The following is a 13,088-nucleotide window of genomic DNA, read 5'->3' on the forward strand; positions in this document are numbered from 1 at the left end:
AGCTCGGGATGAAGGCGAGTGGTCGTTTCCGGCCGCGGGCGGAACAGCCCTCGCTGGTCAGCGCAGTATGTGATGTGAGGAACAGGTGATCAACAGTGAGACAGGAGTGAAGAATCGAGGACGTGACTTCAGGACAACTTTGGGAATCGTGGCGTTGAGGCGGGCCGCGGCTGCCCGGTTCACGGTCGTGCCGGGCCCTCGTCTCCGTGGCGTTCCACCTCTCGCGTGGTCGTGATCGACCGCGAGCGGCACAGTGCGCGGTACGGCCGGCCGACGTGCCGCGGGCCCAAGTCGAGACCCGCAGGAGGTCTTGTCCACGACGCGTCACGATCGCGGCCGGCGCGGCTTGGGTGAAGGTCCGTGACTCCGGCGCGGAAGGACGGTCCAGAACCAGAATTCGCGGGCGTCGACACGTGGAATTCCCCGCCGGGGCCGGCCGCGGCCGTGTTGTTGGCTAGGGTGGCGATCAGGGACTGGTTCCGATGTCCTTGGCCGGGGTGATGGACAGACGGGTGCGTTCGGGGCCGCGCGGGCTGATGGCTCCCGGGCGGACCCAGCCGGAGCAGACGGGGGGCTCGTGGTGCGGGCTCTTCCCTGTCCCGGTCATGAGCGGGGTGTTCAACTCGACCGCCGCCGAGCAGGAGGTCGCGGCGCGGTCGACCCCGGTGGTGAAGTGCGCGCTTCCGCCGGTGCTGTGGCGGATGCCCGCGACCGCAGCCCGGAGCTCGCCGCAGCCCGACCGGACGCGGTGGGCCGGTGACCGGCCGGCCGGCGCCCGCGGCGCTGCCCCCGCCGCTGCGCGTGTGGCTCGGGCCGGCCGCGGTCCTCGCCGCACTGGTGGTCGCCGTGCTCGGGGTCCTGTACGCCGACGACAGCAGGCCCGGCACGGCGGACGCGCGGATCTGGGCGGCGGTGGACGGTGTGGGGCCGCGGTGGCGGCACATCGCTCTGGCCATGGACTTCTTGGGGGAGCCCGTGGGAGCGGCGACGCTGGTCGTGGCCACCGTGACGGGCTGCCTGTTGCTTCGGCGCCCTCGCGCGGCGGTGCTCGTCCTCGTCGGCGTCGGTCTGACCGTGGGGACGGCGACACTGCTCAAGTCCCTGGTGGGACGCACCATCCACGGCGGGAACCTGTCCTACCCGAGCGGGCACACCGCCTTCGCCACCGCCCTCGCTCTCGCGGTGGCGTTGCTCGCGACCGGTCGGCTCGGCCTCGGCAGGACGGCCGGAACGTCACTCGTGCTCGCCGCGGCCCTGGTTGCCGGCACCGCCATGGGCTGGGCGCAGGTCGTCCTGGGCGCGCACTACCCGACCGACGCCCTCGGCGGCTGGTGCACCGCGCTGGCGGTGATACCGGCGACCGCGTGGCTGGTCGACCGAACGGCCGACCGGCTGGTGGGCCGGACGGCCGACGCCGGTCGGCGGGAGCGTCGCTGACGTCACGTCACGCCGAGCGGCGGAACACGGGCTTCACGGGTCGTCCGGCCAGCCAGGGGCTGGGGTCGGCGGCGTCCAGCGCCTTCCGGTACACGGCGCACGCCTGGGCCACGACGTCGACGGTGTGATCGATGTCGGCGTCGCCGAGCGCGCTGCTCACCACGAACGACGGGGCCAGCACCCCGCCCGCGAGGAGCCGGCGCAGGAACAGGGTGCGGTACTCCTGTGAGGGCTGCCGGTGCTCGTCGAGGGTGGTGAAGACCAGGTTGCTGGCCCGGCCCCGGACGACGACGTGGTCACCGACGCCCATGGCGGCCGCCGCTTCGCGGACACCGGCGGCCAGCCGCTCGCCGAGGGCGTGCAGCCGCGCGGTGACGCCCTCTTCGACGTACGTGCTCTGCACGGCCATCGCGGCCGCCAGGGAGTGCGTTTCCGCACCGTGCGTGGTGGACAGCAGGAACACCCGGTCGCCGGAGTGACGCAGCCCGCCGAGCTCCATCAGGTCGCGGCGCCCGGCCAGCGCGGAGACGGCGAACCCGTTGCCCAGCGCCTTGCCGAACGTGGAGAGGTCGGGGACGACGCCGTACAGGCCCTGGGCGCCCGCCTCGGACCAGCGGAAGCCGGTGATCATCTCATCGAAGACCAGTACGCAGCCGTGCCGGTCGGCCAGCTCGCGCAGCCCGGCGAGGTACCCGGGCGGCGGCTCGGTGTGGGTGGCGGGTTCGAGGATCAGGCAGGCGACCTCGTCGTGGTAGCGGGTGAGCAGCTCCTCCGTGGCGGCCAGGTCCCCGTAGGGGAACGTCACGGTGAGCTCGTTGGTCGCCGCCGGGACACCGGCGGACATCGGCGTGGTGCCGATGAACCAGTCGTCCACGGAGAAGAACGGATGGTCGGCGCAGAGGGCCACCCGAGGGCGTCCGGTGGCGGCGCGGGCGAGGCGCACCGCGGCGGTGGTGGCGTCGGAGCCGTTCTTCGCGAACTTCACCATCTCGGCCGTAGGTACCGTGGCCAGGAAGCGCTCCGCGGCTTCGACCTCCACGATGGACGGCCGGACGAAGTTGCTGCCGCGGTCGAGTTCCCGCCGCACCGCCTCGATCACGCGTGGGTGGGCGTGGCCGAGGCTGACCGACCGCAGGCCGGAGCCGTACTCGATGTAGCGGTTGCCGTCGATGTCCCACACGTGGGCACCGCGGCCGTGGCTGATGACCGGGGCCAGATTGTCGGGGTACTGGTCGTCGCCCTTGGCGTAGGTGTGCGCGCCCCCGGGGATCATGGCGTGCAGCCGTTCGTTCGCGGTCCGCGAGCGGGGCAGGAGGAGTTCTTGGGTGTCTTCGGTTGGCACGCCGGCCTCAACTTTCTTAGTGCTGCAGGACCTTGGCGAGGCTTGGCGCCTCCCGGTCCCTTTGGGACATCGATGTGACCGGCAGCGGCCAGGGAATGGCGAGCTCCGGGTCGTCGAAGGCGATCGTCACGTCCTCGGCGGGATCGTGCGGGCGGTCGATCCGGTAGGAGGTGTCGGCGGTCTCGGTCAGGGCCTGGAAACCGTGCGCGCACCCCGCCGGGATGTACAGGGTCTTCTGCGTGTCGCCGGACAGTTCGAAGGAGGCCACGTTGCGGTAGGTCGGCGAGTCCGGGCGCAGATCCACGACGACGTCGAAGATCCTCCCGTACGAGCACCGCACCAGCTTGGCCTCGCCCGCTCCGGAGCGCAGGTGCAGGCCGCGCAGCACGCCCCGGACCGAGCGGGACACACTGTCCTGGATGAAGGCGTCCGGGTCCAGACCCGCCGAGCGGACCACGTCCGCGTCGAAGGTGCGGCAGAAGAAGCCGCGTTCGTCGGCGTACGGCGTCGGCTCGAAGAGGTACGCGCCGGTGATCTCCGGGACTTCGGTCGCTTTCATGGAGCCTTCCGCGAGGTGTGGGCGTGGCCGGCCGCCGGGAACAGGGCCGCGGTCAAGGAGCTGAACTGGTGGTCGAGTCGCCGGGCGGCGGCCAGGTTCCGCTCGGTGAGCGTCCGCCTCAGTCCGGCCGAACCCTTCTCCAGCGCGCGGAACTGATCGAGCAGCCGGTCGGCGTCGACCTCACGCGCCGGGTGGCGGTAGGCGCCGAGGCCCATCTCGGTCATGAGCGCGTCGCTCTTGGCCGCGTAGCACAGAGCGAGCACCGGCGTACCGGTCTTCAGCGCGCAGATCAGGTTGTGGTAGCGGACCGCCACCACGGTGTCGGCAGCCGCCATCTCCTTCATCAGATCGGCCAGTGAGGACGGCTCGGCGGCGGTGACCAGCGGCGAGTCCACCGAGTCGAGGATCGCGGCGACCACCGACGCGTCGCACTCGTCACCGGTGAGCAGCCGGACGGCCCTGCCCTCCCCGGCCAGGGCGCGGACGAACCGGATCGTCCCGTCGAGGTAGCGCCGGTATATCTCGTCGGCCCGGGCGCGATCGTCGTTGCCGCCGTGGAAGTCCATGACGCCGACGCAGACCGGCCCCGGCCGGGCCGAAGGGTCGAAGGGCGCGCTCGCCACCGGCGTCGGCAGGGCGAACGCGAGGTCCGGGTAGACCTCGTCGCGCGAGGTGTCCACGCCCATCGCCCGCATCGCGTCGCGGGACTGCGCGTCCCGGTACGACCGGTACGCGGCCAGCCGCGCCGACCAGCGCACCAGGGCCCGGGTCGGGCGGTTGCCGATCGTCGCGGCGCCGACGCTGACCAGCGCCACCCGGGTGCCCAGCAGCCGGCCGCTCGCGCAGAGCAGGAACAGCGAGTACGGGAACCCCCACGGCCGCAGCGGCAGTGTCGCCTCCAGGACGCCCATGCCCGGCACGATCACCGCGTCGTGCCGGCGCACCCAGGCAGCGGTGCGGAAGACGTCGACGAGTTTTCCCAGCCCCTTCGCAGCGACCGCGCCCGCACGCGACGCGGTCCGGTACTCACCTCGGTACCAGTGCAGCCGCGTCGCGGGGATCCCGAACCGGGTCGTCACGGCCTCGGGTCCGCCGCACAGCGCGTCCACGACCGCCTCCGGGTGCTCGGCGCGGAGGTATCCGAGCACGGCTTCGAGCGATCCGTCGTTGCCGAGGTTGCCGGAGCCGAGCAGGCCGAACACCCCGACGCGCACCGGGATCCTGTCCACGGCCGTCATGCGCGCCTCCCCTCACGGCCCGCGACGAGGGCGTCGACGGAGACCGTGGGCAGGCCCGGATCGACCGGGGCGCGGTCCTCGACCCGTTCGCCGGCGCCCGGCCGGACCCGGCTGGTCATCCACGCGGCCAGGTGGCGGTAGCACGCGCGCCGGTCGGCCGGGGACAACGGAGCTCGCCGGATCGCCGCGACGAAGCCCCACACGTACTCGGCGAGGAGCCGGGGCGTCGGGTGCAGCGGTCCGGCCCGGCGCGGGTCCAGGTTGACGCACCGGGAGCGCTTGGACGGGTTCGCCCGCTCGGCGCGGGTCGGGTGGTCGCGGCGGAAGTACAGCAGCTCCGGCACCTGGTGGAAGGGGCCGTGCAGGGTGATCTCGGCGACGTACGTGCGGTCCGCGTGGTGGTAGCTGTCCATCGGTTTCACCCGGCGCAGGGTGTCGGCCCGCATCACCCCGTAGAAGTCGTCGCCGCCCGGCTCGAACAGCAGACTGCGGAAGCGCTCCGGCGCGTGCGCGGAGCCGGTGGCGAGCGTGTACTCGTAGGGGACCTTCACCTGGCCGGCGCCGTCGATGACCGCCTGGCCGGTGTGCGCGAGGATCACGTCAGGCCGCTCGTCCAGTGCCTCCACACAGACCCGCAGCAGGTCCCGGCCGTACAGGTCGTCGTGCGAGGCCCACTTGAACAGTTCGCCGCGGGACTCGGCGAGCACATGGTTGTGGTTCGGCGTGGCGCCGATGTTCCGGGGCAGCCGGAGATACCGGATGCGCGAGTCCCGCGCCATGTACTTGCGGCAGATCTCCTGGGTCCCGTCGGTCGAGGCGTTGTCGGAGATGACGAGCTCGAAGTTCTCGTAGGTCTGGCCGAGCAGGGCGTCGAGGGACTCGGCCAGGTACTCCTCGCCGTTGTACACGGGCAGACCGATGCTCAGCCTGGGTCGGTCGGTCATGAGGTCCTCACTTCGGGGATGGGAGTGCGGTGGTGCTCGCGCAGGGCGGACCGCAGTTGCAGCCACCACACGGCCGAGCCGCTGACGGTCGCGGCGGCGACGCCCCAGGCCGAGCCGACCGTGCCGGCGGCGGCCGCCCCGCCGAGCCCGCCGCCGACATAGCAGGCGGAGGCGAACAGCTGGCAGCGCAGGCTGCGCCGGGCCGCGCCGAGTGCGCGCAGCCCGGCCGCCGCGCCGGTGCCGAGGCCCGCGCCCGCGACGCCGAGGGTGATCGGCACGATGAGCTCCGAGGCGGAGTGCCAGACGCCGCCGAGCACCAGCTCACCGAACCGGCCGGGCATCAGCAGCAGCGCCGATCCCCAGAGCAGCGCGCCGGCGGCCTGCCCCCCGCCGAGGAGGAGGCAGAACCCGCCCAGTTGACGCGGGGCCTGCCGCAGCACCCGTGCCGCCTCCGGGACGGTGACGAGCGAAAGCCCCATGAGCACCGCCAGGAACGGGCCGAGCAGGAGCTCCGCGCCCCGCACCGCGCCCACCGCGCCGATCCCGACGATCGCGCCGAGCCCGTAGGCCCGCAGCTGGCTCGCGCCACTGAGGCTGACGTTCTCGACCAGGTACCGGTAACCGAGGTCGCGCTGCTCGCGGAGCCACCCGCGCGCCAGGGCCGTCCGGGGCCGGATGCCGGACTGGACGCAGCCGTACCCCGCCGCCACCGTGGCGGAGGCGCCCCAGGCGAGCACGAAAGCGGCCACGCTGCCCACTCGGGCCGCCGCCACCATGGCCGGGACCAGTGCGACACCCCACACGACGTCGTTGACGAACGCCTTCCGCCCGGCGCCGGCGGCGAAGAACGAGAACCGCCACGCGTCCTGGAGCAGCAGTCCCGGCAACATGACGCCAAGGGCGGCGAACGCGGGCCCCACACGGCCGCCGAGACCCAGTCCGGCCACCAGACACGCCGCGCCGAGGGCGGCGCCGACGCCGAGCGCGGTACCCGTCGACCTGGCCACCGCCCCGCGCCAGGACGTGTCCGCCACTCCGCTGAAGCGCACCACGAGCGGATCGGTGGCCAGCCCGCGGGAGACGTTGAGCACCACGCCGTAGGTCACCCAGGCGAGGCTGAACACGCCGAACGCGGTCACCCCCAGCGAGCGGGCCACGTAGATGCCCACCACGAAGTTGCTCACGCTGGAGGCCGCCTGGTCGGCCAGTCCCCAGGACAGCCGCCCGACGAGGGCCCGCCTGGCCGACCCGGACGGTCTCGACGTCGTCCCCCCTTCGGCGGCCATCGGCCTCATGCCTTGACCAGCCCGGCGTCGCGCAGGGCGTCGGCCGCGGCGGCGACGGTGTCGAACGGCAGCCCGGACCGCTCGGCGACGTCCAGCAGAGTGTGCTCGCCGTCGGAGAGGCTGAGCACCCAGAGCATGGCCATCTGGGCCTGCTTCGCGTCACTGCGGCCGCCGAGCGAGTCGTACAACCCGCGCCGGCCGAGCTGTGGCTCGCCGTAGGGGCTCAGGTTGACGTAGCGCCGGTTGCGGTCCAGCACGGCGAACGCCTCGCGGCAGACGGTGAGCGTGTCCGCCATCGCCTCCGGGGAGACGAAATCCGGATTGTCCGCCGAGGTGTGGTATTCGGGGTAGCCCGCGTACGGGGTCCGGCTGAGCGAGCCCACCCCGAGATCGAACCCGGGCGAGCAGAACTGCCGCTCGTCATAGCCGTAGGGAGTGAACTCGGTTACGTGGTGCGGGCGTTCGGACGCGTTCAGCACGTGCCGCATCACCCGGTCGATCTCCGCGTCGCCGCGCCTGCTCTGTTTGTACGTCAGCCGGCCCCGGTCGCCGGCGCAGGCCAGCACCAGCCCGTGCCCGACCCGTTCGATCCGCTCCGCGTTGCGGGCCAGCCAGGTGATCGCCCCGATGGTGCCGGGCGCGAACAGGAACCGGTAGGTGTAGTACGGCTGCTCCTCCGCCAGAGCTCGCGCCAGGAACGTCGCCACCGCGATGCCGGCCAGGTTGTCGTTGGCCAGCGACGGGTGGCAGACGTGGCAGGAGACGATCACTTCTTCGGGGACCTGTCCGGGGACCACGTGCTCGGCGTAGGTGAGGTGGCCATCGGCGAGCGTGGAGTCGATGCGCACCTCGTACTCGCCGTCGGGCAGCGCGTCCAAGGTCTCCTGGGCCAGGCAGAACCCCCAGTCCGGCTTGTAGTAGCTGGTGCGGTACGGCACCCAGGCCGGGTGGTCCGGCAGGGTGTGCAGGTGTCCGCGCAGCTCGGCCAACGGCATGGTCGCCGACACCGGCACGCTGTAGCCGAGCACGTGCAGGCTGGACGCGGCGAAGTCGACGACCCGGTGGCCGGCGCCGTCGGCGATGTACGCGTCCCGGATGTTCCACTCCTGCGGCACCGTCCAGTCGAGCACCTGGGTCCCCGTCGGCACCTCGTGCACCTGGAGCGGTATGTACTCGCCGACGATGTCCAGGGTGGCGCGCACACCGTCGCCGGTGATGCTCCGGCACAGCGGGTACAACCGCTCCACCAGCGCGTGCATCTCCTCCCCGGCCGCGCTCATCGGCGCCACCGCAGGGTGTCGTCGACGGCCCCGGCGTCGGACGCCGCGCGCAGCACGGCAAGCCGGGTGAAGCGCTGCTCGAAGCTCTCCCGGGTCAGCCCGAACTTCTGGTAGGCGTCGGCGAGTTCGAGCGCGCCCCGCTTCACCGTCCACTCGCAGTCGAAGCCGGGAACCGCAGCGCGGAACCGGGAGAAGTCAACCCGGTACGAACGCGGATCGGCACCGTTCTCCCCGGTGATCACCACCTTCGAGCCGGACACCGCCTCGGCGACCTGCTCGGCGATCTCGGCGACCGTGACGTTGTTGATCTCGCTGCCGATGTTGAACGCCCGGTCGTGCACCGCCTCGCGCGGCGCGGTCAGCGCGGCCGTGAAGGCCCGTGCGATGTCGGCGGCGTGCACCAGCGGGCGCCAGGGGGTGCCGTCGGAGAGCACGAGGACTTCGCCGGACAACAGGGCGTGCCCCACCAGGTTGTTCAGCACGATGTCGGCGCGCAGCCGGGGCGAGAAGCCGAAGGCGGTGGCGTTGCGCATGTACACCGGGGTGAAGTCGCCGTCGGCGAGCGCGTGCAGGTCGTCCTCCACCCGGACCTTGGACTCCGCGTACGGCGTCACCGGTCGCAGCGGTGCGTCCTCGGCCACCAGGTCGTCGCCGCCGGAGGCGCCGTAGACGGAGCAGGTCGACGCGTACAGGAAGCGCCGCACTCCGGCTTCGCGGGCCAGCCGGGCCAGCCGCACGGAGGCGTGGTGGTTGATGTCGTACGTGAGCTCCGGCGCCAGCGATCCCAGCGGGTCGTTGGACAGCGCGGCCAGGTGGATCACCGCGTCCACCCCGGCCACGTGCTCGGCCGTGACGTCGCGCAGGTCCACCCGCGGGCCCGGCGGGTCCGCGGGCCGCGGGCCAAGCACGCAGTCGGCGAACAGGCCGGAGTCGAGACCGACGACCTCGTGCCCGGCGGCCGCGAGGACCGGGGCCATCACGGTGCCCAGATAGCCCTGGTGTCCGGTCAGCAGTACGCGCAAGGTTCATTCCCCCAGGTCGAGAGTGAGTTTGGTGACGGTGAACGCCTCGGCGTAGCGCGCGTGGCATTCGATGCCGCGGATCCGCGCGAGGCCGAGGAAGGCCTCCCGGTCGTACCAGGGCCGCTGCCGCTGCGAGGGGTAGTGCTCCTGCAGCAGCCGCACCTTCTGTTCGGCGATCTCCGGCGACAGCGGCTGGTACGCCGCCGGACGGCCGAGATCGCCGTCCCACTTGACGATCTCGTAGCCGAGCACGAGGTGGTCGCGGAACGCGGTGGGCAGCAGCCGCGCCAGGCCGCGGTGATCCTGGTGCGCGTCGTCGGTGCGCGGTGCGAGGAGCAGATCCGGCTCGGTCCGCAGACGCAGTTCCTCGACCGCGGCCTTGGCCTCGTCCCAGTGCGCGGGCATCCGGCCGTCCGGCAGCTTGAGCACGGTCAGCCGCAGATCGGCGCCGGGGCAGAAGGCGGCGAGCGCGGCCCGCTCCTCCTGCTCCCGCTCGCCGCCTCCGCCGGAGAGCACCAGCGCGTCGACGCGGATGCCCGGCCGCGCGAGGCACAGCGTCAGCAGCGTGCCGCCGGCGCCGATGGCGATGTCGTCGCAGTGCGCGCCCACCGCGACGATCCGGTCCAGGCGCCCGGCGCCGAGCCGGATCACGCGCGCGCTCCGGCGGCGTCCCTGCCACCGGTCGCGCCGGCCGCCGCGCCGTCCCGTTCCCACACGGCCCACGGGCGGTCGCCCCGGGTGTACGCGTCGTCGAGCGCCGCCCGCTCCTTCACGGTGTCGGTCGGCTTCCAGAAGCCGCGGTGCTGATGTGCCACCAGCCGTCCACGCTTGGCCAGTTGGGCACATCCGTCGGCGACCAGGTCCCCGTTCTCCGGGATGTGGTCGAAGACCTCCTGGCGGAGCACGAAGTAGCCGCCGTTCTCCCACAGCGGCATGTCGCTCACCGCGGTGATGCCCCCCACCAGGCCGTCCTCGCCCAGGTCCACGCAGTGGAACGACGACTGCGGCGGTACCACCATCATCGACGCACCGGCGTCGCGCCGGGCGAACCGGTCGATCATCTCCGCCAGCGGGGCGTCGGTGAGCACGTCGGCGTAGTTCGCGAGGAACATCTCGTCGCCGTCCAGATGGTGCCGCACCCGGCGCAGCCGCTCCCCGATCGGCGACTCGACACCGGTCTGCGCGAAGGTGATCGTCCAGTCGGCGATGTCGGTGGACAGCAGCTCGGTCCGCCCGCCGCGCAGCACGAAGTCGTTGGACGTCGTCTCCTCGTAGTTGAGGAAGAAGTCCTTGATGTGGTGCGCCCCGTACCCGAGGCACAGGATGAACTCCGTGTGCCCGAAGTGCGCGTAGTAGCGCATGACATGCCAGATCAGCGGTCGCGGGCCGACCATCGCCATCGGTTTGGGCACGTCGTCGGAGGTTCCGTTGCGCATACGCATCCCGTAACCGCCGCAGAACAGAACGACCTTCACGACTTGACCTCGACAATGCTCAGTTCCGGGATGGGAAAGACCAGCCGGCCGCCCCACTCGTGCACGAAGGACAGCTGCTCGACCAGCTCGTCCCGCAGGTTCCACGGGAGGACGAGGACGTAGTCGGGTTTGTCGGCGGCTATCCGCTCGGGCGGCAGGATCGGGATGCGGGTGCCCGGGGTGAACCTGCCGTGCTTGTAGGGGTTGCGGTCGACCGTGTAGGCGAGCAGGTCGGGCCGGATGCCGCAGTGGTTGAGCAGCGTGTTGCCCTTGCCCGGGGCGCCGTAGCCGACGACCGTCTCGCCGCGCTCGGCCGCGTCGATGAGGAACCGCAGCAGGTCCCGGCGCACCTTGGCCACGCGGGAGGAGAACTCGGTGTACCCGGACAGCTCCTGCAGCCCGGCGGCCTTCTCCCGGTCCAGTACGTCGGCCACCCGGCCGCTCGGCTCCCCGGCGACCTCGGCAGGCCGGGCCCACAGCCGGATGGAGCCGCCGTGCGTGGGCAGCAGCTCGACGTCCACGAGCGTGAGTCCGCCGCTCGCCAGCGCCCGGGTCGCGGACGCGACCGTGTAGTACTGGAAGTGCTCGTGGTAGATCGTGTCGTACTGGTTCTCCTCGATCAGGGTCAGCAGGTGCTGCACCTCGATCGAGACCCAGCCGTCGTCGGCCACCAGGGCGCGCAGCCCCTGGGTGAAGCCGACCACGTCGGGGATGTGCGCGTACACGTTGTTGGCCACGACCAGGTCCGCCGGGCCGTGCTCGGCGCGGACGGCCGAGCCGGTTTCCGGGGACAGGAACTCCGTGAGCGTGGGCACACCCGCGTCCCGCGCGGCGGCGCCGACGTTCACCGACGGCTCGATACCGAGGCAGCGGATCCCCCGGTCCACCACATGCCTCAGCAGGTACCCGTCGTTGCTCGCGACCTCGGCCACGAAGGCATCGGGGCCGAGCCCCACCCGCCGCACGGCGTCGGCGACGAACGTGCGCGCGTGCTCGACCCAGGAGGTCGAGAAGGAGGAGAAGTACGCGTACTCGCTGAACGTCTCCTCCGGCGTGATCAGCGGAGGGATCTGCGCCAGCCAGCAGTCGGTGCAGACCCGCAGGTGCAGCGGGTACGCCGGTTCCGGCCGGTCCAGTTGGTCCGCGGCGAGAAAGCTCTCGCACGGCGGGGTCGCCCCCAGATCGACGACGCTCGCGAGCGCCGCCGAGCCGCAGAGTCGGCATCGTGTCATCTAACTTCCCCCATCCCGCTCGCGCGGTCGTCCCCGCAGCGAGCCAGTGCTGTTTTCCCCCACAGGCGACGGGCTGTCCCCGCCGCCGGACCGACCCGCGATCGCGGTGCGGTACCCCTCCACCAGGCGCTCAAGGCCGACGGCCGGGCTGAACCCCTGCTCGTAACGGCGCCGGGCCGCCTGGCCCATCTCCCGGTTGCGGTCCGCGTCGACCGCGATCCGGCGTATGCGGGACGCGAGCGACGAGGACTCGCCCGGCCGGTGCAGCAGCCCGGTCACCCCGTCCTCGACGAGTTCGACGAACGCGCCGTGACCGGCGGCGACGACCGGGACCCCCGCCGCCATCGCCTCCACCACCACCAGGCCGAACGCCTCCAGCCATGTCGAGGGAGCCACCACGGCGACCGACCGCGCGATGGCCTTCTGACACTCCGCCGTGTCGTAGAGGCCGACGTACCGGACGTCGTCCCGGCCCGCCGCCCAGGCGGTCACCTCCGGCTCCAGCGGCCCCGTACCCGCGATCACGAGCGGGACGCCCACCCCGCCGTCGGCGGCGAGTTCGTCCCACGCGGTCATGAGCAGCCGCACGCCCTTGGCCTCCGCGAGCCGGCCGAGATAGAGCAGCTGCTCGCCGGCGTCCGTCCGGCGGGTGTCCGGGTCGGGCACGAAGTTGTGCTTCACCGCCAGCCGCTCGGGCGGCATCCCCGACCGCACCAGCACGTCGCGCTGCGCCCCGGAGATGCAGAAGAACCGCTCCACGCCGGACCACCACCGCCGCCGGTTGACCGACAGGCCGACCGCGAGCGGCACCGTCGCCAGCCGGGAGTTCCGGTAGCAGCCGTGCCGGACGGCGGGCAGCGGCGAGGAGCCGACGCACTCGGTGCACGGCCGGCCGTCCCGCTGCAGCGTGCCGGGCGGGCAGACCTGGGTGTAGTTGTGCAGTGTGGCGACGGCGGGCACACCGGCGTCGGCGCAGGCGGCCAGCACCGCCGGCGACAGGAGCGGGAAGACGTTGTGGACGTGCACCACGTCCGGTCGCTCGGCGCGCAGCCTGGCGGCGAGCTCCGTGCGGACCGCCGGGTTCCACGGAACCAGCAGCGGTATCGCGGCCTTGCCCAGCAGGGACCGGGCGGAGATGTCGTCGCTGCGCCGCTCGAACACCTCGACCCGGTGGCCGGCCCCGCGCAGCAGCGCCACCTCCTGGTCGACGACCTTGTTCTCCCCGCTCGGCTGCGCCGAGGCATAGCGGTTGTGCACCACGAGGACGTGCATG

General features: G+C 72.4%; 13 protein-coding genes. 1 reads left to right on the forward strand and 12 read right to left on the reverse strand.

Translation table 11 applies throughout. The features are described 5' to 3' along the window. Positions 1 to 466: 466 nt before the first annotated feature. On the reverse strand, positions 467 to 607 hold the full coding sequence (locus tag ACFYW8_RS21520) for a hypothetical protein (protein WP_389077898.1): 141 nt from the start codon (positions 605 to 607) through the stop codon (positions 467 to 469). 149 nt (positions 608 to 756) lie between these two features. Here ACFYW8_RS21520 and ACFYW8_RS21525 point away from each other — a divergent pair, with 149 nt between their 5' ends. Next, positions 757 to 1,437 (forward strand): phosphatase PAP2 family protein, encoded by a 681-nt coding sequence (locus tag ACFYW8_RS21525; RefSeq protein ID WP_389077903.1) that lies wholly within the window; start codon positions 757 to 759, stop codon positions 1,435 to 1,437. 7 nt (positions 1,438 to 1,444) lie between these two features. On the opposite strand, the gene ACFYW8_RS21530 is transcribed toward ACFYW8_RS21525, so the two are convergent. Genes ACFYW8_RS21530 through ACFYW8_RS21580 form a run of 11 tightly spaced genes read right to left on the reverse strand, consistent with a single transcriptional unit; the run spans position 1,445 to position 13,087 of the window. Beyond that, positions 1,445 to 2,779 (reverse strand): glutamate-1-semialdehyde 2,1-aminomutase, encoded by a 1,335-nt coding sequence (locus ACFYW8_RS21530; protein WP_389077907.1) that lies wholly within the window; start codon positions 2,777 to 2,779, stop codon positions 1,445 to 1,447. A 16-nt stretch (positions 2,780 to 2,795) separates the two neighbouring features. Then, positions 2,796 to 3,338: a dTDP-4-dehydrorhamnose 3,5-epimerase gene (rfbC, locus tag ACFYW8_RS21535; protein ID WP_365870517.1), complete on the reverse strand. Its 543-nt coding sequence runs from the start codon at positions 3,336 to 3,338 to the stop codon at positions 2,796 to 2,798. Next, positions 3,335 to 4,576: a polysaccharide pyruvyl transferase family protein gene (locus ACFYW8_RS21540; RefSeq protein ID WP_365870516.1), complete on the reverse strand. Its 1,242-nt coding sequence runs from the start codon at positions 4,574 to 4,576 to the stop codon at positions 3,335 to 3,337. Before ACFYW8_RS21540 ends, rfbC begins: the two co-directional genes overlap by 4 nt. After that, on the reverse strand, positions 4,573 to 5,520 hold the full coding sequence (locus ACFYW8_RS21545; protein WP_365870515.1) for a glycosyltransferase family 2 protein: 948 nt from the start codon (positions 5,518 to 5,520) through the stop codon (positions 4,573 to 4,575). Before ACFYW8_RS21545 ends, ACFYW8_RS21540 begins: the two co-directional genes overlap by 4 nt. Then, positions 5,517 to 6,815 (reverse strand): hypothetical protein, encoded by a 1,299-nt coding sequence (locus tag ACFYW8_RS21550; protein ID WP_389077919.1) that lies wholly within the window; start codon positions 6,813 to 6,815, stop codon positions 5,517 to 5,519. The genes ACFYW8_RS21545 and ACFYW8_RS21550 overlap by 4 nt, the downstream gene beginning before the upstream one ends. Further along, a complete protein-coding gene (locus tag ACFYW8_RS21555; RefSeq protein ID WP_389077924.1) occupies positions 6,812 to 8,086 on the reverse strand; it encodes a DUF4910 domain-containing protein in 1,275 nt (424 codons plus the stop codon). Before ACFYW8_RS21555 ends, ACFYW8_RS21550 begins: the two co-directional genes overlap by 4 nt. Further along, a complete protein-coding gene (locus tag ACFYW8_RS21560) occupies positions 8,083 to 9,108 on the reverse strand; it encodes an NAD-dependent epimerase/dehydratase family protein (protein WP_389077929.1) in 1,026 nt (341 codons plus the stop codon). The genes ACFYW8_RS21555 and ACFYW8_RS21560 overlap by 4 nt, the downstream gene beginning before the upstream one ends. 3 nt (positions 9,109 to 9,111) lie before the next feature. Continuing rightward, positions 9,112 to 9,759, reverse strand: coding sequence for a PIG-L family deacetylase (locus ACFYW8_RS21565; RefSeq protein ID WP_365870511.1), 648 nt, complete (start codon positions 9,757 to 9,759; stop codon positions 9,112 to 9,114). After that, positions 9,756 to 10,583 (reverse strand): glucose-1-phosphate cytidylyltransferase, encoded by an 828-nt coding sequence (locus ACFYW8_RS21570; RefSeq protein ID WP_365870510.1) that lies wholly within the window; start codon positions 10,581 to 10,583, stop codon positions 9,756 to 9,758. The genes ACFYW8_RS21565 and ACFYW8_RS21570 overlap by 4 nt, the downstream gene beginning before the upstream one ends. Next, on the reverse strand, positions 10,580 to 11,815 hold the full coding sequence (locus ACFYW8_RS21575; RefSeq protein WP_365870666.1) for a class I SAM-dependent methyltransferase: 1,236 nt from the start codon (positions 11,813 to 11,815) through the stop codon (positions 10,580 to 10,582). The genes ACFYW8_RS21570 and ACFYW8_RS21575 overlap by 4 nt, the downstream gene beginning before the upstream one ends. Further along, a complete protein-coding gene (locus ACFYW8_RS21580; RefSeq protein WP_389077940.1) occupies positions 11,816 to 13,087 on the reverse strand; it encodes a glycosyltransferase in 1,272 nt (423 codons plus the stop codon). Between the last annotated feature and the right edge of the window lies 1 nt (position 13,088).

The sequence above is a fragment of the Streptomyces sp. NPDC002742 genome (assembly GCF_042888885.1).
Taxonomy (GTDB): Bacteria; Actinomycetota; Actinomycetes; order Streptomycetales; family Streptomycetaceae; genus Streptomyces.

Coding starts and splice junctions, on each gene's coding strand:
- ACFYW8_RS21545 (WP_365870515.1), bottom strand. CDS start 5,520: ATGACCGACCGACCCAGGCTGAGCATCGGTCTGCCCGTGTACAACGGC.
- ACFYW8_RS21575 (WP_365870666.1), bottom strand. CDS start 11,815: ATGACACGATGCCGACTCTGCGGCTCGGCGGCGCTCGCGAGCGTCGTC.
- ACFYW8_RS21550 (WP_389077919.1), bottom strand. CDS start 6,815: ATGAGGCCGATGGCCGCCGAAGGGGGGACGACGTCGAGACCGTCCGGG.
- rfbC (WP_365870517.1), bottom strand. CDS start 3,338: ATGAAAGCGACCGAAGTCCCGGAGATCACCGGCGCGTACCTCTTCGAG.
- ACFYW8_RS21555 (WP_389077924.1), bottom strand. CDS start 8,086: ATGAGCGCGGCCGGGGAGGAGATGCACGCGCTGGTGGAGCGGTTGTAC.
- ACFYW8_RS21520 (WP_389077898.1), bottom strand. CDS start 607: ATGACCGGGACAGGGAAGAGCCCGCACCACGAGCCCCCCGTCTGCTCC.
- ACFYW8_RS21540 (WP_365870516.1), bottom strand. CDS start 4,576: ATGACGGCCGTGGACAGGATCCCGGTGCGCGTCGGGGTGTTCGGCCTG.
- ACFYW8_RS21580 (WP_389077940.1), bottom strand. CDS start 13,087: ATGCACGTCCTCGTGGTGCACAACCGCTATGCCTCGGCGCAGCCGAGC.